Origin of the sequence: Mesorhizobium sp. M7A.F.Ca.MR.148.00.0.0 (assembly GCF_003997735.1) — a bacterium.
GTDB lineage: Bacteria > Pseudomonadota > Alphaproteobacteria > Rhizobiales > Rhizobiaceae > Mesorhizobium.
The window spans coordinates 3,084-23,386 of record NZ_RZTB01000096.1; the positions used below are offsets into that span (position 1 = coordinate 3,084).

At 65.0% G+C, this 20,303-nt stretch carries 18 protein-coding genes and 1 pseudogene; 9 read left to right on the forward strand and 10 right to left on the reverse strand.

The window, feature by feature from the left end; genetic code table 11:
- The 3 genes and pseudogenes from EOB49_RS37990 to EOB49_RS25840 all read right to left on the reverse strand — a co-directional run.
- Nucleotides 1-168, reverse strand: a pseudogene (locus EOB49_RS37990) (ectoine/hydroxyectoine ABC transporter substrate-binding protein EhuB); the annotation flags it as partial.
- 87 nt (nucleotides 169-255) lie between these two features.
- A complete protein-coding gene (ehuA, locus tag EOB49_RS25835; RefSeq protein WP_127382635.1) occupies nucleotides 256-1,047 on the reverse strand; it encodes an ectoine/hydroxyectoine ABC transporter ATP-binding protein EhuA in 792 nt (263 codons plus the stop codon).
- A 272-nt stretch (nucleotides 1,048-1,319) separates the two neighbouring features.
- Nucleotides 1,320-2,705, reverse strand: a complete 1,386-nt coding sequence (locus tag EOB49_RS25840) for a PLP-dependent aminotransferase family protein (RefSeq protein WP_127272428.1) — start codon at nucleotides 2,703-2,705, stop codon at nucleotides 1,320-1,322.
- 81 nt (nucleotides 2,706-2,786) lie between these two features.
- Between EOB49_RS25840 and EOB49_RS25845 the strand changes: the two genes are divergently transcribed.
- From EOB49_RS25845 to EOB49_RS25860, 4 genes are all read left to right on the forward strand, one after another.
- Nucleotides 2,787-3,278, forward strand: a complete 492-nt coding sequence (locus tag EOB49_RS25845) for an Lrp/AsnC family transcriptional regulator (RefSeq protein WP_127269511.1) — start codon at nucleotides 2,787-2,789, stop codon at nucleotides 3,276-3,278.
- Between the two features lie 415 nt (nucleotides 3,279-3,693).
- A complete protein-coding gene (locus EOB49_RS25850) occupies nucleotides 3,694-5,187 on the forward strand; it encodes an NAD-dependent succinate-semialdehyde dehydrogenase (protein WP_127382636.1) in 1,494 nt (497 codons plus the stop codon).
- 38 nt (nucleotides 5,188-5,225) lie between these two features.
- Nucleotides 5,226-6,605, forward strand: a complete 1,380-nt coding sequence (locus EOB49_RS25855) for an aspartate aminotransferase family protein (RefSeq protein ID WP_127382637.1) — start codon at nucleotides 5,226-5,228, stop codon at nucleotides 6,603-6,605.
- A gap of 8 nt (nucleotides 6,606-6,613) precedes the next feature.
- Nucleotides 6,614-7,717, forward strand: coding sequence for an alcohol dehydrogenase family protein (locus EOB49_RS25860; RefSeq protein WP_127382638.1), 1,104 nt, complete (start codon nucleotides 6,614-6,616; stop codon nucleotides 7,715-7,717).
- Between the two features lie 12 nt (nucleotides 7,718-7,729).
- Here EOB49_RS25860 and EOB49_RS25865 read toward each other — a convergent pair whose 3' ends face one another.
- The 7 genes from EOB49_RS25865 to EOB49_RS25895 are packed head-to-tail and all read right to left on the reverse strand — an operon-like array spanning nucleotide 7,730 to nucleotide 15,270.
- Nucleotides 7,730-8,776, reverse strand: coding sequence for an ornithine cyclodeaminase (locus EOB49_RS25865; RefSeq protein ID WP_127382639.1), 1,047 nt, complete (start codon nucleotides 8,774-8,776; stop codon nucleotides 7,730-7,732).
- 29 nt (nucleotides 8,777-8,805) lie between these two features.
- A complete protein-coding gene (locus EOB49_RS25870; protein WP_127382640.1) occupies nucleotides 8,806-9,435 on the reverse strand; it encodes an FMN-binding negative transcriptional regulator in 630 nt (209 codons plus the stop codon).
- 4 nt (nucleotides 9,436-9,439) lie between these two features.
- Nucleotides 9,440-10,321 carry a branched-chain amino acid ABC transporter permease gene (locus tag EOB49_RS25875; protein ID WP_127322412.1) on the reverse strand — a complete coding sequence of 294 codons (882 nt, stop codon included), beginning with the start codon at nucleotides 10,319-10,321 and terminating at the stop codon, nucleotides 9,440-9,442.
- A 5-nt stretch (nucleotides 10,322-10,326) separates the two neighbouring features.
- Nucleotides 10,327-11,031 (reverse strand): ABC transporter ATP-binding protein, encoded by a 705-nt coding sequence (locus EOB49_RS25880; RefSeq protein ID WP_127382641.1) that lies wholly within the window; start codon nucleotides 11,029-11,031, stop codon nucleotides 10,327-10,329.
- A 4-nt stretch (nucleotides 11,032-11,035) separates the two neighbouring features.
- Entirely contained in the window at nucleotides 11,036-12,202 is a 1,167-nt protein-coding gene (locus EOB49_RS25885; RefSeq protein ID WP_127382642.1) for an ABC transporter substrate-binding protein, read from the reverse strand.
- 45 nt (nucleotides 12,203-12,247) lie between these two features.
- Nucleotides 12,248-14,089, reverse strand: a complete 1,842-nt coding sequence (locus tag EOB49_RS25890) for a branched-chain amino acid ABC transporter ATP-binding protein/permease (RefSeq protein ID WP_245472842.1) — start codon at nucleotides 14,087-14,089, stop codon at nucleotides 12,248-12,250.
- A 14-nt stretch (nucleotides 14,090-14,103) separates the two neighbouring features.
- Nucleotides 14,104-15,270, reverse strand: a complete 1,167-nt coding sequence (locus EOB49_RS25895) for an FAD-binding oxidoreductase (RefSeq protein ID WP_127382644.1) — start codon at nucleotides 15,268-15,270, stop codon at nucleotides 14,104-14,106.
- Nucleotides 15,271-15,415: 145 nt separating this feature from the next.
- Here EOB49_RS25895 and EOB49_RS25900 point away from each other — a divergent pair, with 145 nt between their 5' ends.
- From EOB49_RS25900 to EOB49_RS25920, 5 genes are all read left to right on the forward strand, one after another.
- Nucleotides 15,416-16,354 carry a MurR/RpiR family transcriptional regulator gene (locus EOB49_RS25900; RefSeq protein ID WP_127382645.1) on the forward strand — a complete coding sequence of 313 codons (939 nt, stop codon included), beginning with the start codon at nucleotides 15,416-15,418 and terminating at the stop codon, nucleotides 16,352-16,354.
- Nucleotides 16,351-16,998 (forward strand): isochorismatase family cysteine hydrolase, encoded by a 648-nt coding sequence (locus tag EOB49_RS25905; protein ID WP_127382646.1) that lies wholly within the window; start codon nucleotides 16,351-16,353, stop codon nucleotides 16,996-16,998. Before EOB49_RS25900 ends, EOB49_RS25905 begins: the two co-directional genes overlap by 4 nt.
- Nucleotides 16,995-18,317, forward strand: a complete 1,323-nt coding sequence (locus EOB49_RS25910) for a glutamine synthetase (protein ID WP_127382647.1) — start codon at nucleotides 16,995-16,997, stop codon at nucleotides 18,315-18,317. The genes EOB49_RS25905 and EOB49_RS25910 overlap by 4 nt, the downstream gene beginning before the upstream one ends.
- A complete protein-coding gene (locus tag EOB49_RS25915) occupies nucleotides 18,317-19,084 on the forward strand; it encodes an N-formylglutamate amidohydrolase (protein ID WP_127382648.1) in 768 nt (255 codons plus the stop codon). The genes EOB49_RS25910 and EOB49_RS25915 overlap by 1 nt, the downstream gene beginning before the upstream one ends.
- Nucleotides 19,081-20,303 (forward strand): aspartate aminotransferase family protein (locus EOB49_RS25920; RefSeq protein ID WP_164781809.1); only part of this gene is annotated, 1,223 nt, incomplete at its 3' end. The genes EOB49_RS25915 and EOB49_RS25920, both read left to right, overlap by 4 nt.

The window sequence follows — 20,303 nt, forward strand, 5'->3', positions numbered from 1 at the left end:
GGCGGCGACCGCCGTGTAGGGCGGCTCGTTGGCGATGGCGAGGCGAGCGAAACCTTGCGCCTTGAGTTGTTCGAGCTTGCTGTCATCGGCCGAACCCACGCTCGAGGCGGCCAGCACCGCCGCCAGCGTAAGGCTGGCGACGCCAGCCAGAATGCCAAGTTTTTTCATTGTTCCCAACTCCTTGTTTCTTGTCTTGCTTTGTTACGGGGCGGCCCTCGCCACCTCGGGACGACTTCGTCGCCCTGGGCATTGCGGTCAGACGCGATGTCCGGCCGCGATGATCTTCTTCAGGAAGCCTTGCGTACGCTCCTGCTTGGGATTGCGGAAAATCTCGTCGGGCTTGCCCTCCTCGACGATCCTGCCACGATCGAAGAACAGTACCCGGTCGGCGAAATCATGGGCAAAGCCCATCTCGTGGGTGACCAGCAGCATGGTCATGTCGGTCTCGGCGGCCAGCTTGCGCATGACGTTCATCACCTCCTCGACCAGTTCCGGATCGAGCGCCGACGTCACCTCGTCGAAAAGCATGATCTTCGGCGACAGCGCGAGCGCCCGGGCGATCGCCACGCGTTGCTTCTGGCCACCGGACAGCTGCGCCGGCATGGACTTGGCCTTGTCGGCCATGCCGACCATTTCGAGCAGTTCCATCGCCCGCTTTTCGGCGGCGGCGCGTGGCGTGCCCTTGGTCAGCATCGGCGCCAGCGTGACATTGTCCATGACGCATTTGTGCGGAAACAGGTTGAACAGCTGGAACACCATGCCGATCTTCTGACGCATCCTTGTCAGATGCCGCTCATCGGCGGCCAGCAGCTGGCCATTGCGCTCCATGTGGTAGAGCTGCTCGCCGTCGATCTGGATATGACCGCCATCGATGCGCTCAAGCGTCATCAGGATGCGCAGGATCGTCGTCTTGCCCGAGCCCGACGGGCCGATCAGGGCCAGCTTCTCGCCGGGCATGACCTGCATCGACAGGCCGTCCAGCACTTTGAAGCTGCCGAAGCTCTTCGAGATGCCGTCGATCTTGATGATGGGCGCTGATGCGGACAAATAAATTCCCCGTGCTGGAGAAGCCTGTGCCCCTTAACGATGCGGAACGCGCCAAATCATGTCAATTGGGAAAATAATATCATGACAATATTTCCCATTCCGCACAATTCTTGAGCAACCAGTGCCGAAGAGTGCGCCGGGATTCGGGTCAGGCCGAGCCGAGAATGGGAGCCTCCGAGAACCGGAACGGAGCGTACTTTTCGTACGTGAGTACCGGAAGCGCAGGAGGCTGCCTTTCGCAGGCCGGCATCACCCGGATAGCGGCGCACTCGCTAGATAGCGAGCAGCAGGTGCTCGGGATCGCCGAGCAAAAGCTTGGTGACAACGCCGAGGCCGGCGCGCAGTTCCCCCTCGGTGGTCGAACCCAACGAGATACGTACCGCCGGATGCCACGGCGCAGCCGAAATACGGAAGGATGTTCCGGGTGCGATCGCTACGCCCTGCAGGCGGGCCTGCGCGACAAAGCTTTCCTCGGCCCGGTCGGCCGGCAGTTGCAGCCAGACATGCAACCCGTCGCGCCGGGCGCGATAGTCGACCCCCGCCAGCACTTGCGCTGCAATATCCTGCCGGCGCCGCAAAGCCGCGCGTTGCCAGTGGACAAGCTCCATCGCCGTGCCGTCGGTCACCCATTTGGTGGCGATCTCGGCCACCAGCGGCGTCGCCATCCAGTTCGAGACCAGATGCCGGTTGGCAACGGCGGCGACGTAGCGGTCGGGCGCGGCCAGATAGCCGATGCGCAGGCCGGGCACGGTGATCTTGGTGAAGGAGGTGACGTAGAGCGTGCGCTCCGGCGCGAACGCGGCAACCGGCGGCGGCCGGTCTTCGACCAGCGGACCGAGCACATCGTTCTCGATGATGGCGATGTCATGCTTGCGCGCGACCGCGGCGATCTCTTCTCGCCGCCGCGCATCCATCAGGGTCGCCGTCGGGTTGATCACCGAGGGCTGCACGAAGACCGCGCGGATGTCGGAAAGCCGGCAGGCCTCGTCCAGCGCTTCCGGGATCAGGCCGTTGTCGTCGATCGGCAGGCCTTCCAGGTTGAAGCCGAGATAGCGCGCCAGCGGCACCAACGTGTGGTGGCCGATCGCCTCGGTGGCAACCGTCGAGCCCGGCGGCGCGACGCTCATCAGCGCCACGGTCATGCCGGCGGTGGCGCCGTTGGTCAGGCTGACGTTCTGCGGCGATGCATCGAGGCCACAAAGCCTCAGCCATTCGACCGCCACCGCGCGGTGGCGCGGAAACACCATGTTGGGCCGGAACGAAAGTGCTGAACTCGACGGCAGGTTCTCAGCCAGCCAGCCCAGTGCCTGTTTCAGCCGCTCCAGATGCATCGGCTCACAAACCGGTTTCAGGATCGACAGGTCGATGACTTCGCCGAGCCGCTCGGGCAGATATGGCGGCTCCGGCTCGCGGCGCTGCGTCTGGACGAAGCTGCCGCGGCCGATCTCGCCCGAAATCAGGCCGCGACGGATCAGTTCCTCATAGGCGCGGCTGACCGTCTGCACCGAAAGTTTCAGATCGTCGGCCAGCCTGCGATGGGTCGGCAGCCGCGCACCATTGGCCAGGCGCCCGTCATGGATGGCACGCGCGAACTGGTCGGCCAGCGATTGATATGCCGGCCGCCGGATGAGTGCGGGATCGGGTTGCCACAATGTCATGACTTATTAGAGATCGAAATCAGTGCAATTGACAATCGAAATAATGCGCCGTCATGGTACTCGGACGAAAAGTGAGCTCTGATGACATCAGCGAAACTCGACCCGATCGACCTGAAAATCCTCGACGCCATCCAGCGCGATGGACGCATCACCAAGCTGGCGCTGGCCGAGCAGGTCGGACTGTCGCCGACGCCGTGCTGGATGCGGTTGCGCAAGCTGGAAAAGGCCGGCATCGTCTCGGGCTATCACGCCAGGATCGCCATGCGCGTCGTCGCACCCGTTGCCACCGTGCTGATGGAGGTGACCCTGGCCAACCACCGCCAAGCCGATTTCGACCGCTTCGAGCGCGTCATCCGAGACATCCCAGAGATCGTCGCCTGCTGGTCGGTCGGCGGCGGCGTCGACTATGTGCTGAAGGTGATGGCGCGCGACATCGACGCCTATCAGCGGCTGGTCGACGGCTTGCTCGACCGCGAAATCGGCATCGATCGGTACTTCACCTACATCGTCATTAAGACGGTGAAGGACGAGATCGCGCTGCCTATAGCCGACCTGCTGCCGGCGCAAGCATGAGGTCAATCTCCCCTACCGTACACCCAGGAGACTGATCGAAACCCCCGTCACGTCGTCATCCTGGGGCGAAGCAAGGAGCGCAGCGACGCGGCGCAGACCCTAGGATCCATGCCGCGACTTCAAAGCGCTGCTGCGGTGCAGAATTCTGCTCCGCTGCATTCCTCGACCAAGATCACGGCATGGATCCTCGGGTCTCCGCCGCGTCGCTTCGCTCCTGCTCCGCCCGTGGATGACGAAGGCGGGGAGGCTTCGGCCAATCTCCAGGTTTAGTGCCGCCCACCGGTCAGCAGAGAGATCATCTGCGCCCGCGGGCCAATAGAGACAATCTCTCTCTATGGGGCTGTCCAAACAGCCTCTCTGTCTGCATCGGGACGGATAATCTTCCCGCATCAGTCCGAACCGGGAGGTCTCGACCATGTCCGCGCATTTCGCCCGCTCGCATCGCCATGAAGCGCTCGATCGCCTCGCCGACCGCCGGCTGCTGCGTGAACTCGCCTATGTCGATGGCCACTGGACGGCGAGCGAGGCTGCCGAAAGCTTCGAAGTCACCGACCCGGCCACCGGCACCACAGTCGCTTTCGTCGCCGCGCTCGACGGCCGGCAGACGACGAAGGCGATCGATGCCGCCGCGCGCGCCTTCCCGGCGTGGCGGGCACTGTTGCCGCAGGAGCGCTCGAAAATCCTGCGGAAATGGTTCGAGTTGATCATCGCTGCAAAGCAAGACCTCGCTCTGCTGATGACGCTGGAACAGGGCAAGCCGCTGCAGGAGTCGCTGGGCGAAATCGACTATGCCGCTTCCTTCGTCGAATGGTATGCCGAAGAAGCAAAACGCTTGAATGCCGAGAGCGTCACAAGCCATCTGCCGGGCGCCGAGATGATGGTGCGACGCGAGCCGCTCGGTGTCGTCGGCGTCGTCACGCCGTGGAATTTTCCGTCGGCGATGCTGACCCGCAAGGCTGCGGCAGCCCTTGCCGCCGGCTGCACCATCGTTGCGCATCCGTCCTCGGAAACGCCGCTGTCGGCGCTGGCGCTGGCCGAGCTCGGCGAACGCGCCGGCTTGCCCGCCGGCGTCTTCAACGTCATCACCGGCAAGGCTTCGACCATCGTCGGGCGGATGTGCGAAGACCCGCGCGTCCGTGCCATGAGCTTTACCGGCTCGACCGAGATCGGCCGGCTGATCGCCGCGCAAAGTGCGACTACCATGAAACGGCTGGTGATGGAGCTTGGCGGCCATGCCCCGCTGATCGTCTTTGCCGATGCCGATCTGGACAAAGCGGTTGATATCGCCATCGACGCCAAATTCGCCACGTCGGGCCAGGACTGCCTCGCTGCCAACCGTATCTATGTCCAGCGTCCGATCTACGATCGGTTCTGCGCCGCCTTCGCCAAGCGTATCGAGACGTTGCGGACCGGCAATGGCCTTGCTGATAGCACCGACATCGGCCCGCTGATGCACGAGCGCGCCGTCAAGAAGGTCGAGGAACAGGTCGCCGATGCCATCGCTCACGGCGCGCGCTGCCTCACCGGGGGCAAGCGGCACCAGGCTGGCCCCCTGTTCTATCAGCCGACGCTGCTGGCCGATGTCACCGATGAAGCACTGATCATGCGCGAGGAGACGTTTGGTCCGGTTGCCGCCGTGACGCCGTTCGACAGCGAGGATGAAGTGATTGCCCGCGCCAACGCTACCGAATATGGCCTCGTTGCCTATGTCGTGACCGAGAATGGTGGCCGGCAGCAGCGCATGGGCCGCGCGCTCGACTACGGCATGGTCGCCATCAACCGCGTCAAGATCACCGGCGCGCCGATACCGTTCGGCGGCGTCAAGCAATCCGGCATCGGGCGCGAAGGCTCGCGCCACGGACTCGAGGCTTTCACCGATCTCAAATATCTCTGCCTCGATGTAGCTTAAGCTGCGCCGGAATCACCGTTTTGTCAGGAGTCAAAAGAATGCTCGACCAGTCCAACGAACTCGCCGCCTGGGATCGCGACCACTTCTTCCATCCCTCGACCCATATGGGCACGCATGCGCGGGGCGAAAGCCCGACGCGCATCATGGCCGGCGGTGAGGGCGTCACCGTCTGGGACAACAATGGCCGGAAGAGCCTCGATGCCTTTGCCGGCCTCTATTGTGTCAATGTCGGCTACGGCCGCCAGAAGATCGCTGACGCCATCGCCGCCCAGGCGAAGAACCTCGCCTACTACCACGCCTATGTCGGCCACGGCACCGAGGCCTCGATCACGCTGGCCAAGATGATCATCGACCGCGCGCCGCAGGGCATGTCGCGGGTCTATTTCGGCCTCTCCGGTTCCGATGCCAACGAAACCAACATCAAGCTGATCTGGTACTACAACAACGTGCTCGGCCGGCCGGAGAAGAAGAAGATCATTTCGCGCTGGCGCGGCTATCACGGTTCGGGCGTGATGACTGGATCGCTGACCGGGCTCGACCTGTTCCACAACGCCTTCGACCTGCCGCGCGCGCCGATCCTGCACACCGAGGCACCCTACTACTTCCGCCGTGCCGACCGCTCGATGAGCGAGGAGCAGTTTTCTCAGCATTGCGCCGACAAGCTCGAGGAGATGATCCTGGCTGAGGGTCCGGAAACCGTCGCTGCCTTTATCGGTGAGCCGATCCTCGGCACGGGCGGCATCGTGCCGCCGCCGGCCGGCTATTGGGAAAAGATTCAGGCGGTGCTGAAGAAGTACGACGTGCTCCTGGTCGCCGACGAAGTGGTGACGGGCTTCGGCCGGCTGGGCACCATGTTCGGCTCCGACCATTACGGCATCAAGCCGGACCTGATCACCATCGCCAAGGGCCTGACCTCGGCCTATGCGCCGCTGTCGGGCGTCATCGTCGCCGACAAGATGTGGCAGGTGCTGGTTGAGGGTTCCGACAAGCTCGGTTCGCTCGGTCATGGCTGGACCTATTCGGCGCATCCGATCTGCGTCGCCGCCGGCGTCGCCAATCTCGAACTGATCGACGAGATGGACCTGGTGACAAATGCCAAGGAGACCGGCGCCTATTTCCGCGCCGAACTGGCCAAGGCGGTCGGCGGCCACAAACATGTCGGCGACGTGCGTGGCGACGGCATGCTGGCGGCGGTGGAATTCGTTGCCGACAAGGACGACCGGGTATTCTTCGACGCTTCGCAGAAGATCGGCCCGCAGGTGGCGACGGCGCTCGCCGTAAGCGGCGTCATCGGCCGCGCCATGCCGCAGGGCGATATTCTCGGCTTCGCGCCGCCGCTCTGCCTGACCCGCGAGGAAGCCGACATCGTCGTGTCGAAGACCGCCGATGCCGTGAAGAGCGTGTTTGCCAATCTCTGAGATCGACTATGAATGCCATGACCAGAACCCTCCCCGCCACCATGGCCGCCGTGCTGCTCACCGGGCACGGCGGACCGGAAAAACTCGTCTACCGCAGCGACGTAAAAGTGCCCGGGCCCGCTCCCGGTGAAGTGCTGGTCAAGGTCAGCGCCTGCGGCATGAACAACACCGATGTCTGGGTGCGCCAGGGCGCCTATGGCACGGAGGAGGACGCTGCCGCCGTGTCGACATGGCGCCGCCAGGGCAACACGCTTGTTTTCCCGCGCATCCAGGGCACCGACACCGTCGGTATCATCGCCGCTGTCGGCGAAGGTGTGTCGCCGGACCGTATCGGGGAACGGGTGATGGTCGATTTCTCGATCTACAATCGCGACGACGATTCGCTCGCCGACATCGACTATATGGGCCATGGCCGCGATGGCGGCTACGCCGAATATCAGGCCGTGCCGGCCGAGAATGCCCATGTCGTCGACACCGACATGAGCGATATCGAACTCGCCACCTTCTGCTGCGCCTACCTGACCGGTGAACAGATGCTGGAGCGCGCCGGCTTGAAGACCGGCGAGCGTGTGCTGGTCACCGGCGCCTCGGGCGGCGTCGGTTCCGGCATCGTTCAACTGGCACGGGCGCGCGGCGCCATTCCGTATGCCGTCGTCGGCAAGGGCAAAGGACAGGCGGTGCGCGACATCGGCGCCGAGGTTGTCATCACCCGTGGTGTTGCCGACCTGCCGCGAGCCGTGAACGAGGCGACCGGAGGCCAGCCGATCGACGTGGTGGCCGACCTCGTCGGCGGCGCCATCTTCAACGACCTGTTGCGTATTCTCAGGCCCGAGGGCCGTTACACTACCGCAGGCGCGATTGCCGGCCCGGTCGTGCAGTTCGATCTCAGGACCATGTACCTGAAGCAGTTGCAACTGCATGGGTCGAGCCAGGGCACGCGCGCGGATTTCCGCCGCATCGTTGGGTACATCGAGGCGAGAAAAATCCGACCGCTGGTCGGCGGCGTCTACAAGCTCTCCGATTTCCACCATGCGCAGGCGGATTTCATCGCCAAGGATTTCGTCGGCAAGCTGGTGGTGGTGCCGGATGCCATGTGGGGCTCGGCTGGCTGAACAACGCTCGTCTCAACCGTGCTGGGCCGCTCTCAGCAGCATGCCGAACAGGTCGCGCGGCTCGTCGGGGTCGGCCAGCATGTCGAGTTCCTGGTAGAGGCCTGTCGAGCGCAGCTGGTCCCTGACATAGCGCAGCGCCGAAAAATCCTCGATGGCGAAGCCGACCGAATCGAACAGCGTGATCTGACCGGGATCGCGCCGGCCTTGTACGGCGCCCGACATCACCTGCCACAGCTCGATCACCTCATGATCCGGCGCAAGCTGCTGGATCTCGCCCTCGATGCGCGTCTGCGGCGGATATTCGACGAAGATATCGGAGCGCAGCAGGATATCGCGGTGCAGTTCGGTCTTACCGGGGCAGTCGCCGCCGACCGCGTTGATGTGCACGCCGGAGCCGACCATGTTGTCGGTGAGGATGGTGGCGTACTGCTTGTCGGCGGTGACGGTGGTGATGATGTCGGCTCCCTCGACCGCCTCCTGCGCGGTGCCGCAGGCGACCATGTCGAAGCCGAGACCGGCGAGATTTCGGATGCATTTTTCGGTGGCAGTGCGGTCGATGTCGTAAAGCCTCAGCCTGTCGACGCCGAGCAGCGCCTTGAAGGCCACCGCCTGGAATTCGGCCTGTGCGCCGTTGCCGATCAGCGCCATGCAGCTGGAGCCGGCCGGCGCCAGGTATTTGGCGGCCAGAGCCGACATCGCCGCCGTGCGCAGTGCGGTCAGGATCGTCATTTCGGATAGCAAGACAGGATAGCCATTGTGGACATCGGCGAGCATGCCGAAGGCGGTCACCGTCTGGCGGCCCTCGCGCATGTTCTTGGGGTGGCCGTTGACATATTTGAAGCCGTAGACCTCGCCGTCGCTGGTCGGCATCAGCTCGATGACGCCCTCGGCGCTGTGCGAGGCCACGCGCGGCGTCTTGTCGAACAGCTCCCAGCGGCGGAAATCATCCTCGATGTAGCCGGCGAGTTCGACGAGGAAGCGCTCGACGCTGATCTTCAGCACCAGCTTCATCATATGATCGACGCTGACGAAGGGCACGATGTTGAGATTTGGGATCATTTTTTCTTATCCTTGCCGCATGCGGGCGGTCAGTCCTGGCGATGCGCGTTGTGCGCCTTCATCATCGCCGCCAGCGCCGGATCGTTTTGCTCCAGCGCCCTGATGGCTCCGCCTGTGTCATAGAGGCGCTCATCCTGCCCCATCTTGAACTTGGCTTCGAGCCGCCCGACCGGCAGCTCAAACCCTATGATACCAGGTATGCGCCGTTCCATGCCGCCAGGCCCCAGCTCGCGCATGCGCCAGCGGTCATCGCGATCTTTTTCCAGCACGTCGACAAGCTGCAAGAGATGCCGGGCGGTGGCGTGCTCGTCGAGCGGCACCGGATGCCCATGACAATGCACGACGGCAAAATTCCAGGTCGGCGCGCTGTCGCGCACCGGATTGCGCGGATACCAGGACGGCGAGATGTAGCCATGCGGACCGTGAAAGATGGCGACCGTCTCCCTGCCCTCGGCGATCGGCGCGCTGTGCGGATTGGCCTTGGCGAGATGCGAGACCAGCGTTCCGTTTTCACCACGCGTGCGATCGAGCACGAAGGGAAGATGCGAGACGACAAGGCCCTGCGGTCCCGCTGTCACCGCCGTGGTGAAGGCCGCCGCTTCGATCAGGCCGAACACCTCGTCGCGCGACAGTGGTGCGAACTCGGGCTTGGTATACATCAGGTCAGCTTCGCTGGGCGCGGACCGCCGGGATCAGGCCTTGCGGGCGAACCAGCAGCACGGCGATGACGCCCGACAGCACGATGGCGTCGCGATAGGGGGCGATCGCTCCCGGCAGTGTCGCTTGCAGCAGCACCTCGATGATGCCGAGCAGGAAGCCGCCGGCGACCGCACCGGGCAGGCTGCCGAGCCCGCCGACGACGGCGGCGATGAAGGCCTTCAGCACCGGCGTAAAGCCCATCAGCGGATCGACCGAGGCACGCTGCGCCACCCACAGCATGGCCGCCAGCCCGGCCAGCAGGCCGGAGAGCAGGAAGGCGGTGGCGATGATGCGGCTGGCCGGAATGCCCATCAGGCGCACGACGTCGAAATCTTCCGCCGCGGCGCGCATCGCCGTGCCGGTCACCGAGCGGCGCAGGAAGACTTCCAGCGCAATCAGCGCCAGTGCGGAGACGACGATGGAGATGCTGGGACCGACGCCGATGGTGAAGTCGCCGAAGGAGAAGGCGCCGGTCATCCAGCTAGGCATGGCGACAGCTTGCGGCCGTGCCGAGATGCCGTTCTGGAAGACGACTTTCAACAGGCTGGAGACGGCAAAGCTGGTCAGCAACAGGCTGGTGACGCTGGCGCCGCGCATCGGCCTGAAGGCGACGCGTTCCATGGCGACGGCGGCGAGCGCGCCGCAGGAGACGGCGACAAGCACCGCCACCGGGAAGGGAAAACCCAGCACCAGCGAGGCCAGAAGCGCGTAGCCCGACAGCGTCATCAACTCGCCATGGGCGAAGTTGATGAGGCCGACGATGGAAAAGACGATCGCCAGCCCGAGCGCCAGCAGGGCATAGACGCCGCCGAGGCTCACCGCATTGATGATCTGCTGCGCGATCATGCTTCTTAAGCTCCCAGATAGGCTTGGCGGACGAGGTCCGATGAAGCGAGTTCTTTTGCCGTGCCCGACAGCACCACCTCGCCATTGGCGAGCACGACGGCGCGGTCGGCGATTTCGAGCGCCAGCGCCACATTCTGTTCGACCAGCAGGATGGTCAGGCCCTTGCGGCGCAGTTCCGCGATCAGGTCGAAGACGGTGTCGATCAGTTGCGGGGCAAGGCCGAGCGAGGGCTCGTCGAGCAGGATCATGCGCGGCTTGCCCATCAGCGCGCGGGCGATGGCCAGCATCTGCTGTTCGCCGCCCGACAGATTGCCGCCCTTGACGCGGTGGTAGCGGCGCAGGATCGGGAACAGCTCCAGCATCTCCTCCTCGCGCAGCCTTGCCTCGGCCGCCGGCTGATGCACTGCGCCGCCGAGACGCAGATTGTCGGCCACCGTCAGGCTGGCGAAGATACGGCGGCCTTCGGGAACCAGCGCGACGCCCTTGCGGGCAATCGCCTCCGGCGCCAGGCCGGTGATGTCGACACCGTCGAAGATCACCTTGCCGGATGCCGCCGGCACCAGCCCGGCGACGGCGCCGAGCGTCGAGCTCTTGCCGGCGCCGTTGGCGCCGACCAGCGCGATGATCTCGCCGCTGCCGACGGTGAGGTCAACGCGGCGTACCGCCTCGACCTCGCCGTACCGGATTTTCAGGGCTTCGACGCTCAGCATGACATCACGGCGCGGGAACGTCGGCAGCGTCGGGGATCAGGGTCTGGACATGCTTGCCCTCGCCGCCCTCGTAGCGCATCAGCGCCACCGGCCTCAGCGGCATGCGATCGGTGCCGGCATAGGTGATCTTGCCGGTGATGCCTTCGAAATCCTTAAGGCCGGCGATGGCGTCGCGGATCGCTTTCGGCTCGTCGGAGCCGGCCGTCTTGACCGCCTGGTCGAGGATCAGGCCGATCTCATAGCCATTGACTTCATAGGTCGATTCCGGTGCGTGGCCTGCATATTTGGTGAAGGCGGTATTGAAGGCCTCGAGCTTGCTGCCCGGCTCGGCATAGCCGGCCGCGGTGTAGACGACGCCGTCGACCAATTTGCCGAGCGCCTTGATGGTCGGCGTGCCGATGGCATCGGCGCCATAGACCGGGATGGTGATGCCGGCGCCACGCAATTGCTGGATGAAGGCCGGGAAATCCGGCTCGTAGGCGGCCGTCATGATCAGGTCGGGCTTGTCGGCCAGGCCCTTGATGTTGGTGATCTCGGCGGAAAAGTCAGGCTGTCCCATACTGAAGGTGCCGCGACCGACAATGGCGCCGCCCTTCTTCTCGAACACCTTGCCGAAATATTCCGGCAGATTGGCGGTGTAGGTGGAGTCCGGCGAGGTCAGCAGGAACACCTTCTTCTTGCCTTCGGAGACGGCGAAGTCGGCGACCGCCGTCGCCTGCACATTGTCGGCCGGATAGGTACCGAACATGACGTCGCCGACCGCGCCGGTGAGCACGGGGGCGGAGCCGCACAGCGTCAGGGTCGGAATGCCGAGCGGCTGGGTGAGCTGGCCGGCGGAAATCGAGGGATCGGCATCGCACGGCGTGATCATGATCTTGGCGCCGGCGTCGATCAGTTCCTGGGCGACGGTGGCGGTCTGCGCGGTATCGGAGCGCGTGTCCTTGATCAGCAGCTTGACGGTGTATTTGCCGCCGAGGCCACCCTTGGCGTTGAGCTCGTCGAGCGACATGCGCAAGCCGGCAAGTGCCGGCTGGTCGTAGGGAGCGAGGCCACCGGTCTGCGCGGTCGCGGCACCGATGATGATCTCCTCGGCGCTGGCCGTCGAAATGGCGGCGATGCCGAACACGGCCGCGCACAGGGCGGCGCGATGGAGGCGATAGAGGCTTGGCATGTCGGTTCTCCTTCTGGATTTCTTATGGTTGGCTGTCGTTGCGGGTCATGCGGTCTGGTTTTCAGGCGTTTCGGTCTTGGCGCGCGCCGTGCGGCTGCCGAGATAGGCTGCGATCACGGCAGGGTTCTTCTGAACGTCGCCCGGCGTGCCGTCGGCGATGACGCGGCCATGATCGATGACGACGATGCGCTCGCACAGGTTCATCACCAGCCGCATGTCGTGTTCGATCAGCACAATGCCGATGCGGCGCTCGGTGCGGACCGTCGAGAGGATCGAAACCAGTTCGGCGGTCTCGACGGCGTTCATGCCGGCGGCCGGCTCGTCGAGCAGCAGGAAGCGCGGCTTCAACGCCAGTGCACGTGCCACTTCGAGCCGACGGCGCTGGCCGTAGGCAAGCCTGGCGGCCGGTTGATCGGCAAATCTCTCCAGCCCCATGCGCGCAAGTTCACCCATTGCCGCCGCCTCGGCATGGCCAAGATCCGGCTCCACCTGGCGGGCGGCGACGACGACATTTTCGAGCACGGTCATGTGCGGGAAGACGCGGATGTTCTGGAAGGTGCGGGCAACGCCGGAGCGGGCGAAGCGGAAGGCCGAAGCCTGCCGGACCACGCCACCCACCGACACGGTGCCGGCACTTGGCTTGATATCACCGGCCAGCATGTTGAGCAGCGTCGTCTTGCCGGCGCCATTGGGGCCGATGATGCCGGTGATGCTGTCGGTCTCGAAATCCAGGCTGACGTCGTCGACGGCGACGACGCCGGCATAGCGGCGCGACAGATGGACGGCGGTGAGCCGGTCACTCTCGACATGCCGCGGTGGCGCCGTTGAAGCCATCACGGCCTGGCGTCCGGGTCGGCGCAGCAGGTTCAGTTCACGCTCGCCGAACAGACCGGTCGGGCGCCGCCAGATAACCAGGATCATGGCGATGGCAAGCACGCCCTGGGTCAGGCCGAACAGGACGGGCAGATGCAGGCCGAGCACCTCGCCGCCGCCTTCGAAGCGGCGCACCACTTCGACCAAAACGATGGTGACGATGACGCCGGCGAAAGCGCCGAGCGACGAGGTCATGCCGCCGACGATCAGCATGGCGAGCATGGTGAAGCCGAGGTCGAAATAGAAATCGCGTGGCGAGAACGCACCCAGAAACTGCGCCATCATGGCGCCGGCGGCCATGGCGGCGACGACACCCGCCACCCAGGCGGCCAGACGCGCCGTGCGCTGGTCGACGCCGACGGCGGCGGCACCGCGCTCGTCATTGGCGGCGGCGCGGGCGGCAAGGCCGAAGGAGGTTTCGCGAAACAGCCTCGCCGCCACCAGCGCCATCGAAGCGACAGCGGCAGCCGTCCACAGCCCGACCTCGCGCGGCACGCCATAGAATGGCTGACTGCCGCGCGTGATCTCGCGCCCGGCCACCAGCAGCGTGTAGACGATGATCAGCATGGCAAGCGTTGCGATCGAAGCGCTCGATCCGGAAAGCCTGAGCAGCGGCGTGCCGGTCAACAGGCCGACGATGACCGCGAGAGCAAGGACGACGGCCAGCGCCGCGAAGAAGGAGAGTTGATACCCGGCGAGGAATTGCGGCAGGTCGCGCAGCGCCGTTCGCTGCAATGCGGTCGGCATGGTGAGGATGCCGGTGGCGTAGGCGCCAAGGCCGACAAAGGCGGCCTGACCGAACGAGACGATGCCGCTGTTGCCAGAGAATATCTGCAGGCCAAGCACCGCCGTCAGCATGATCGCGGCATAGGTGACCACACGTTGCATGGCGGCGCTGCCAAAGATGAAGGCGGCAAGCGCCACCAGCAGCAGCACCGCGACCATGCACAGGGCATCGGCAGTGGCGTTGCGAAACGCGGCCGGCATGAAGCCACTGGGCTTGCTCTCGCTCATCGTCACCGACGCCATTACGCGGCCCTGAAGCGATCGGGTGAAAACGGCGCCAGGATCGGTTGCGCGCCTTCGGTGACCAGCCTGGCCACCGCCTCGCCGACTGCCGGCCCGGTCTTGAAGCCGTGGCCGGAGGATCCCGCCGCAACGACCAGCCCTTCGACGTCAGGCATGGCGCCGATGACCGGCAGATCGTCGGGGCTCATGTCGTAGAGTCCGGCATAGCCGGGCCGGATGCCAAGCTCGGCCATGGCAGGGACTCTGCCAGCGAAGGTCTCCAGAATCTCGACCGATTCCTGCTCCTCGACACCTTCCATGTAATCATCAGGATTTTCGACCAAACGCGGGCGGCCCGCATGTTCGTGGCGCAGGCCGGTGCCGCCACCAGCCCAGGTGCCGGCCAGGATGACGCCGTCATTGTCAGGCCGTGCATAGTTGCAGGAAATGTCGTCGCACCAGGCGAAAGGCATGACCTGCCTTGCCTTGCCGGCTGCGTCGAGGACGGCCATCGGATGGCGCTCGACATGCAGCGGCAGATCGAGGCCGACCGTTGCCAGCAGGCGGCGCGTCCACGGCCCGGCGGCCAGGACGACGGTACCGGCTTCCAGCACCGTTCCATCGGTCAAGGTGACGCCGGCGATGCGGTCGCCCTGCCGTTGAAGGCTCTCGACCAGCGTGTTCTGCATGATCCTGGCACCGTTGGCGCGGGCGGCACGGGCGATGGCGTTGGTGGCGCCGAAGGCATCGGCGTAGCCATATTCCGGCTCCCACAGAGCCATTGCGACATTGTCCAGGGCAAAGCCGGGTGCCGCGTCGGCAAAGGCCTGCGGCGACAATGTCTCGATGCGCGCGCCCTCGCCGCGGATGCGTTCGGCCGCCGCCGTCCAACTCACCTTGTTGTCGTTGCCGCAGACCCACATCATGCCGATTTCGGTGACGAAAGAGCCTTCGCCCGCGATTTCCGGCAGCGACACCAGGATCTCGCGGCCACGTATGGAAAGCTGCGACAATTCCGGCATCAGGTAGAAGGCGTGCAGCAGCGCCGACGATTTGCCCGACGGGCCGCCGGCGGGATGGGTCTGCTCGACCAATGTGACCTTCACACCGGCCTGGGCCAGATGATAGGCGGCGCTCGATCCGACAATGCCGGCACCGACGACGATGACGTCGCTTCCGTTTCGCATGGCTGTTCCCCACAGTCTCTTGGCTGCTTTCCGACAAAGTAGGACCAGCGATCACGCAATGTCAACATCTCTTCATTGTTGACCAAGATTTAAATCTCTGTAATAAACTCGACAAAACAAGAGAACACGGATTTCGGGGAGGCCCATGGCGATACGCGATGTTCTGATGCGCGGGGATCTTGCGCTGACTCCGTCGGAAGAAAAGATCGTCCGACTGCTGTTGACGGACTATCCGACCTCCGGCCTCGGCACCGCCTCATCGCTCGCCCGGCGCGCTGGCGTCAGCGATCCGACCGTGGTGAGACTGGTCGTCAAGCTCGGCTATGAAGGGTTTCCGGATTTCCAGGCGAAGCTTCTGGCCGAAGTCGAGGCAAGACTGCACTCGCCGCTGCTGATGATGGAGGCCAAGCGGCAGAGCGGCTCCAACGACAGCGCCGTGCTGGCCTATCTCGACAGCGTCACCACGGCCTTGCAGAAAGCCACCGCCGCGACACCTGTCCAGACATACGAGCGGGCCGCCCGCCTGCTGATGGAGGTCAAGGGCGAGGTTGTGATGGTCGGCGGCCGGTTCAGCCGTCACATCGCCGGCATGCTGGCCGGCTATCTCGTGCAGTTTCGCTCCGGGGTTCGCGATCTCGGCGTGCTTTCTCCACAGACTTTCGACACGCTCGCCGACCTCGACCGGCGCGACGTGCTCGTCGTGTTCGACTACCGCCGCTACCAGCTTGACGTCATGGCCTATGCGAGCCAAGCGGCAGCGCTCGATGTGCGCATCGTCCTGTTCACCGACCAATGGCTGTCGCCGATATCAGACCTCGCCGAAGTCACCATCGTCAGCCCGCTCGAAGTCGCCTCGCCCTACGACACGCTGGCGCCGGCGATCGCCCAGATGGAGGCGCTGGTCGCCCATATCGTTTCGACGCTGGGCGACGACGCGCGCGCCCGCATTGAGCGGCTCGAAAGGGTGCGACATGCCAATGCCGTGACACTCGACAGCGACCCGCAAGAGAACGGCGCGCGCAAGATACCCGGACCCCGCAAGACGCCGGGACCTAAATCAGCAAAGCAGGACGACAAAGCATGACCCAGGCCCTACCCAAACGAGACGAAGCCTTCCGTGCCGGCGAAACGGCCCTGCTGCTCGTCGACATGCAGCGCATCTGGCTGGAGCCGGGCGCAGATCCGTCGCATCCGGAGCGTGGGCCGGATCATTATTTCTACCGGCAGACATCGTCACAGACGATCCCCAACCAGGAGCGCCTGCTGGCCGCTGCACGGGCCAATGGCGTCGAGGTGCTGCACACCATCATCCAGAGCCTGACCGAAGACGGCCGTGACCGCTCGCTCGACCACAAGCTGACGCCGATCCATGTCGCGCCCAGCCTCCCGGAGGGTCTGCCGGTGCCGGCGCTGGCGCCGGTTGGCGACGAGATCATGCTGCCGAAGACGTCGTCGGGCATCTTCAATTCGACCAATGTCGACTATCTCCTCAAGAACCTCGGCATCCGCTATCTCGTCGTGGTCGGCGTGCTGACCGATCAATGCGTCGACATGACGGTGCGCGACGGCGCCGACCGCGGCTATCTTGTCACCTGCGTATCGGATGCCTGCGCCACCATTACGCAGGAACGCCACGACATCGCGCTCAAGGCCTTCGGCGGCTACTGCTGGGTGGCCGACACCGACACCGTCGTCGCCCGCTTCAACGCTTTGGGAAAACCGGCATGACATCGACTGTCGAGCCTCTGGTTGCCGTCGTCACCACGGATCTCTCCGCCGTCACGCGGGGCCGCTTCGTTGCCGAAAGCAAGTTGCAGAAGACCGCCACGACCGGCGTCGGCTGGCTGCAGGCCAATCTGTCGCTGACGCCGTTCAACTCGATCGTCGATCCCAACCCCTGGGGCTCGTCGGGCGACCTGCGGCTGATCCCCGATCTCAAGGCGCGCTTTCGCACGACACGCACCGGATCGGCGACGCCGTTCGACATGGTCGCCGGCGACATCGTCGAGCTCGATGGCAGCCCATGGCTCGGCTGCACCCGCACGATGCTGAAAGAGGCGCTGGCCGATTTGAAAGCCGCAACCGGCCTGTCGGTCATCGCCGCCTTCGAGCATGAGTTCAATGTCGCCGACGGCGGCTTCGCGCCGGCGCATTCGATGTCTTTCGCCGCACTGCGCCGCACGGACCCCTTCGCGCCCAACCTGATGGCGGCGCTCGAGGAAGCCGGAGTCGCTCCCGAGGTGGTCATCGCCGAATTCGGCGACGAGCAGTTCGAGGTGACGCACGAGCCGGCGGACGCGCTGACGGCGGCGGACCGCGCCGTCGCCATCCGCGAAATCACGCGCGAATTGGCGCGCAATGCCGGCTGGCGTGCGAGCTTCGCGCCCAAAACCGCGCCAACTGCCGTCGGCAACGGCGTCCACATCCATTTCAGCTTCGTCGACGAGGCCGGCAAGCCGGTGACATACGATCCAACGCAGCCCGGACGTCTTTCCGCCAAAGCCGGCGCCTTCTGTGCCGGCGTGCTGCGCCATCTGCCTGGAATGACCGCGATGACGGCGTCGAGCGTGTCGTCCTTCTACCGGCTGAAGCCGCACAGCTGGAGTTCGTCCTATACCTGGCTCGCCGACCGCGACCGCGAGGCGTCGCTGCGCATCTGCCCGACTGTGACGATCGGCGGACGCGATCCGGCGCGGCAATACAACATCGAATACCGGGCCGCTGACGCCACGGGCAATCCCTATCTGTCGCTGGCGGCGATCATCCGCGCCGGGCTGGAAGGGCTGAAGGCGGGCCTGCCGTCGCCGCCTTTGGTCACCGGCGACCCGACACTGATGAGCGAGGCTGAGCGGGCGAGTCTCGGTCTGGTGCGCCTGCCCGAAACCCTGCCGGCGGCACTGGACGCGTTGCTGGCCGACGGCACCGTGACGGGATGGTTCGCGCCTGTCTTCATCGAAACCTTCGTCGGCCTCAAGCGACATGAAGCCGAGCGTCTTGCCGGTCTCGATCCGGCCTCCATCTGCGATCTCTACCGGACGCTCTATTGATGACCGCGCAGGCCGGAAAAGATTGGCCCGAGGCCGTCGAGGTCCTCAACGAGCACGGCCGCTCCGATATCGTGCTGTTGTGTGAGCATGCGTCCAACCACATGCCGGCCGAGTATCGGCAGCTCGGCCTCGATGCCGGCCATCTGCAGCGCCACATCGCCTGGGATATCGGCGCCGCCGAAGTGACCCGCCTGCTGTCGTCGAAGCTCGATGCTGCGGCCTTCCTCAGCGGTTATTCGCGGCTGCTGATCGACCTCAACCGGCCACTGGGCACGCCAGGCAGCATTCCGGTGCTGTCGGAAGACACCGACATTCCCGGCAATGTCGGCATCGATGCGACGGAGCGGACCCGACGCGCCGAGATCATCTTTTCGCCGTTTCATGACCGGGTGACCGCGTATCTTGACCGCCGGGCGCAAGCAGGCCGGCAGACGCGGATCGTGACGATCCATTCCTTCACGCCGGTCTTCCTCGGTGTCAGCAGACCCTGGCATGCCGGCGTGCTGCACGACCAAGCAAGAGATCTCGCCGAAACGATCCTTTCGGGCCTGCGCACCGACGCCGGGCTCAATGTCGCGGCCAACGTGCCCTATGTGATCAGCCGCGACGCCGATTACGCCGTGCCCATCCATGGCGACGATCGCGGCATCGCCGCCGTCCTCGTCGAGATCCGGCAGGACCTTTTGTCGACACGGCGCGGCATCGAGGAATGGGCGGACCGGCTGGCAGCGGCACTGCCGGCAATCGAGACGGAAACCGTGTCGTGAGCAATCTCAGCCTGCGCGAACGTGATGCCGCGGCCATCGCCCAGATCGGCAAGCTGCGTTTCTCGCCGCTCAGCATCATCGGCGGCCGGGGCAACCGGCTGATCGAGGAAGGCGGCCGCTCCTTGCTCGACCTGTCGGGATCGGCCGGTCCGGCGGTGCTCGGCTACGGCCATCCGGCCGTCGTCGAAGCGGTCGAGACGTCGATCCGCGACATGGCCGGCGCCAGCCTGCTGCTCTACCCGAACGAGCCGGCTGTATCGCTGGCGGAGCGGCTGCTGGCGATTACGCCGGGAGAAGACGAACGGCGCGTCTGGTTCGGCCATTCCGGGTCGGATGCCAACGACTGCGCGGTGCGCGTGCTGCAGGCGGCCACCTGCCGTTCGCGCTTCATCTCGTTCATCGGCTCCTATCACGGCAATCTCTCCGGCTCGATGGGCATCAGCGGCCATACCGCCATGACCCACACGCTGCCCCGGCCGGGCGTGCTTCTGCTGCCCTATCCCGATCCGTACCGACCGAATTTCAGCAGCGAGGACGTGCTTGCGCTGCTCGACTACCAGTTCGAGACCACCTGCCCGCCGCATCAGGTCGCGGCGGTGTTCGTCGAGCCGTTGATGTCGGATGGCGGGCTGATCGTGCCGCCGCCCGGCTTTCTCAAGGCATTGCAGGAGCGTTGCCGCAGGCACGGCATCAAGATTGTCGTCGACGAGGTCAAGGTCGGGCTCGCTCGCAGCGGCATGATGCACTGCTTCCAGCATGAAGGACTGACGCCGGACCTCGTCGTCTTTGGCAAAGGCATCGGCGGTGGCTTGCCGCTGTCGGCCGTGATCGGCCCTAAGGAGATCATGGACCATGCGCCGGCCTTCGCGCTGCAGACGACCGCGGGCAATCCGGTGGCGACATCGGCCGGCAACGCGGTGCTGAAGACGATCGAGACGGATGGCTTGGTCGAGCGCTCGGCGCGGATCGGCATGCTGTTTTCCAGCGCATTGCGAGCCCTTGCCGCCAGACACGAGATCATCGGCGACGTGCGCGGGCGCGGCCTTGCCATCGGCGTCGACCTAGTCAAGGACCGCACGACACGCGAGCCGGTTGCGGCGGCGACCACGGCCAAGATCATCTATCGCGGCTATGAGCTGGGTGCGGCCTTCACCTATGTCGGGTTGAAGGCCAATGTGCTGGAGTTCATGCCACCGCTGACGCTGACGGAAGACGAGAT

Bases quoted from the DNA above. Each gene is read 5' to 3' on its own strand.
- EOB49_RS25840 (WP_127272428.1), bottom strand. From the start codon at position 2,705: ATGACATTGTGGCAACCCGATCCCGCACTCATCCGGCGGCCGGCATAT.
- EOB49_RS25845 (WP_127269511.1), top strand. From the start codon at position 2,787: ATGACATCAGCGAAACTCGACCCGATCGACCTGAAAATCCTCGACGCC.
- EOB49_RS25850 (WP_127382636.1), top strand. From the start codon at position 3,694: ATGTCCGCGCATTTCGCCCGCTCGCATCGCCATGAAGCGCTCGATCGC.
- EOB49_RS25855 (WP_127382637.1), top strand. From the start codon at position 5,226: ATGCTCGACCAGTCCAACGAACTCGCCGCCTGGGATCGCGACCACTTC.
- EOB49_RS25860 (WP_127382638.1), top strand. From the start codon at position 6,614: ATGAATGCCATGACCAGAACCCTCCCCGCCACCATGGCCGCCGTGCTG.
- EOB49_RS25865 (WP_127382639.1), bottom strand. From the start codon at position 8,776: ATGATCCCAAATCTCAACATCGTGCCCTTCGTCAGCGTCGATCATATG.
- EOB49_RS25870 (WP_127382640.1), bottom strand. From the start codon at position 9,435: ATGTATACCAAGCCCGAGTTCGCACCACTGTCGCGCGACGAGGTGTTC.
- EOB49_RS25875 (WP_127322412.1), bottom strand. From the start codon at position 10,321: ATGATCGCGCAGCAGATCATCAATGCGGTGAGCCTCGGCGGCGTCTAT.
- EOB49_RS25880 (WP_127382641.1), bottom strand. From the start codon at position 11,031: ATGCTGAGCGTCGAAGCCCTGAAAATCCGGTACGGCGAGGTCGAGGCG.
- EOB49_RS25885 (WP_127382642.1), bottom strand. From the start codon at position 12,202: ATGCCAAGCCTCTATCGCCTCCATCGCGCCGCCCTGTGCGCGGCCGTG.
- EOB49_RS25890 (WP_245472842.1), bottom strand. From the start codon at position 14,089: ATGAGCGAGAGCAAGCCCAGTGGCTTCATGCCGGCCGCGTTTCGCAAC.
- EOB49_RS25895 (WP_127382644.1), bottom strand. From the start codon at position 15,270: ATGCGAAACGGAAGCGACGTCATCGTCGTCGGTGCCGGCATTGTCGGA.
- EOB49_RS25900 (WP_127382645.1), top strand. From the start codon at position 15,416: ATGGCGATACGCGATGTTCTGATGCGCGGGGATCTTGCGCTGACTCCG.
- EOB49_RS25905 (WP_127382646.1), top strand. From the start codon at position 16,351: ATGACCCAGGCCCTACCCAAACGAGACGAAGCCTTCCGTGCCGGCGAA.
- EOB49_RS25910 (WP_127382647.1), top strand. From the start codon at position 16,995: ATGACATCGACTGTCGAGCCTCTGGTTGCCGTCGTCACCACGGATCTC.
- EOB49_RS25915 (WP_127382648.1), top strand. From the start codon at position 18,317: ATGACCGCGCAGGCCGGAAAAGATTGGCCCGAGGCCGTCGAGGTCCTC.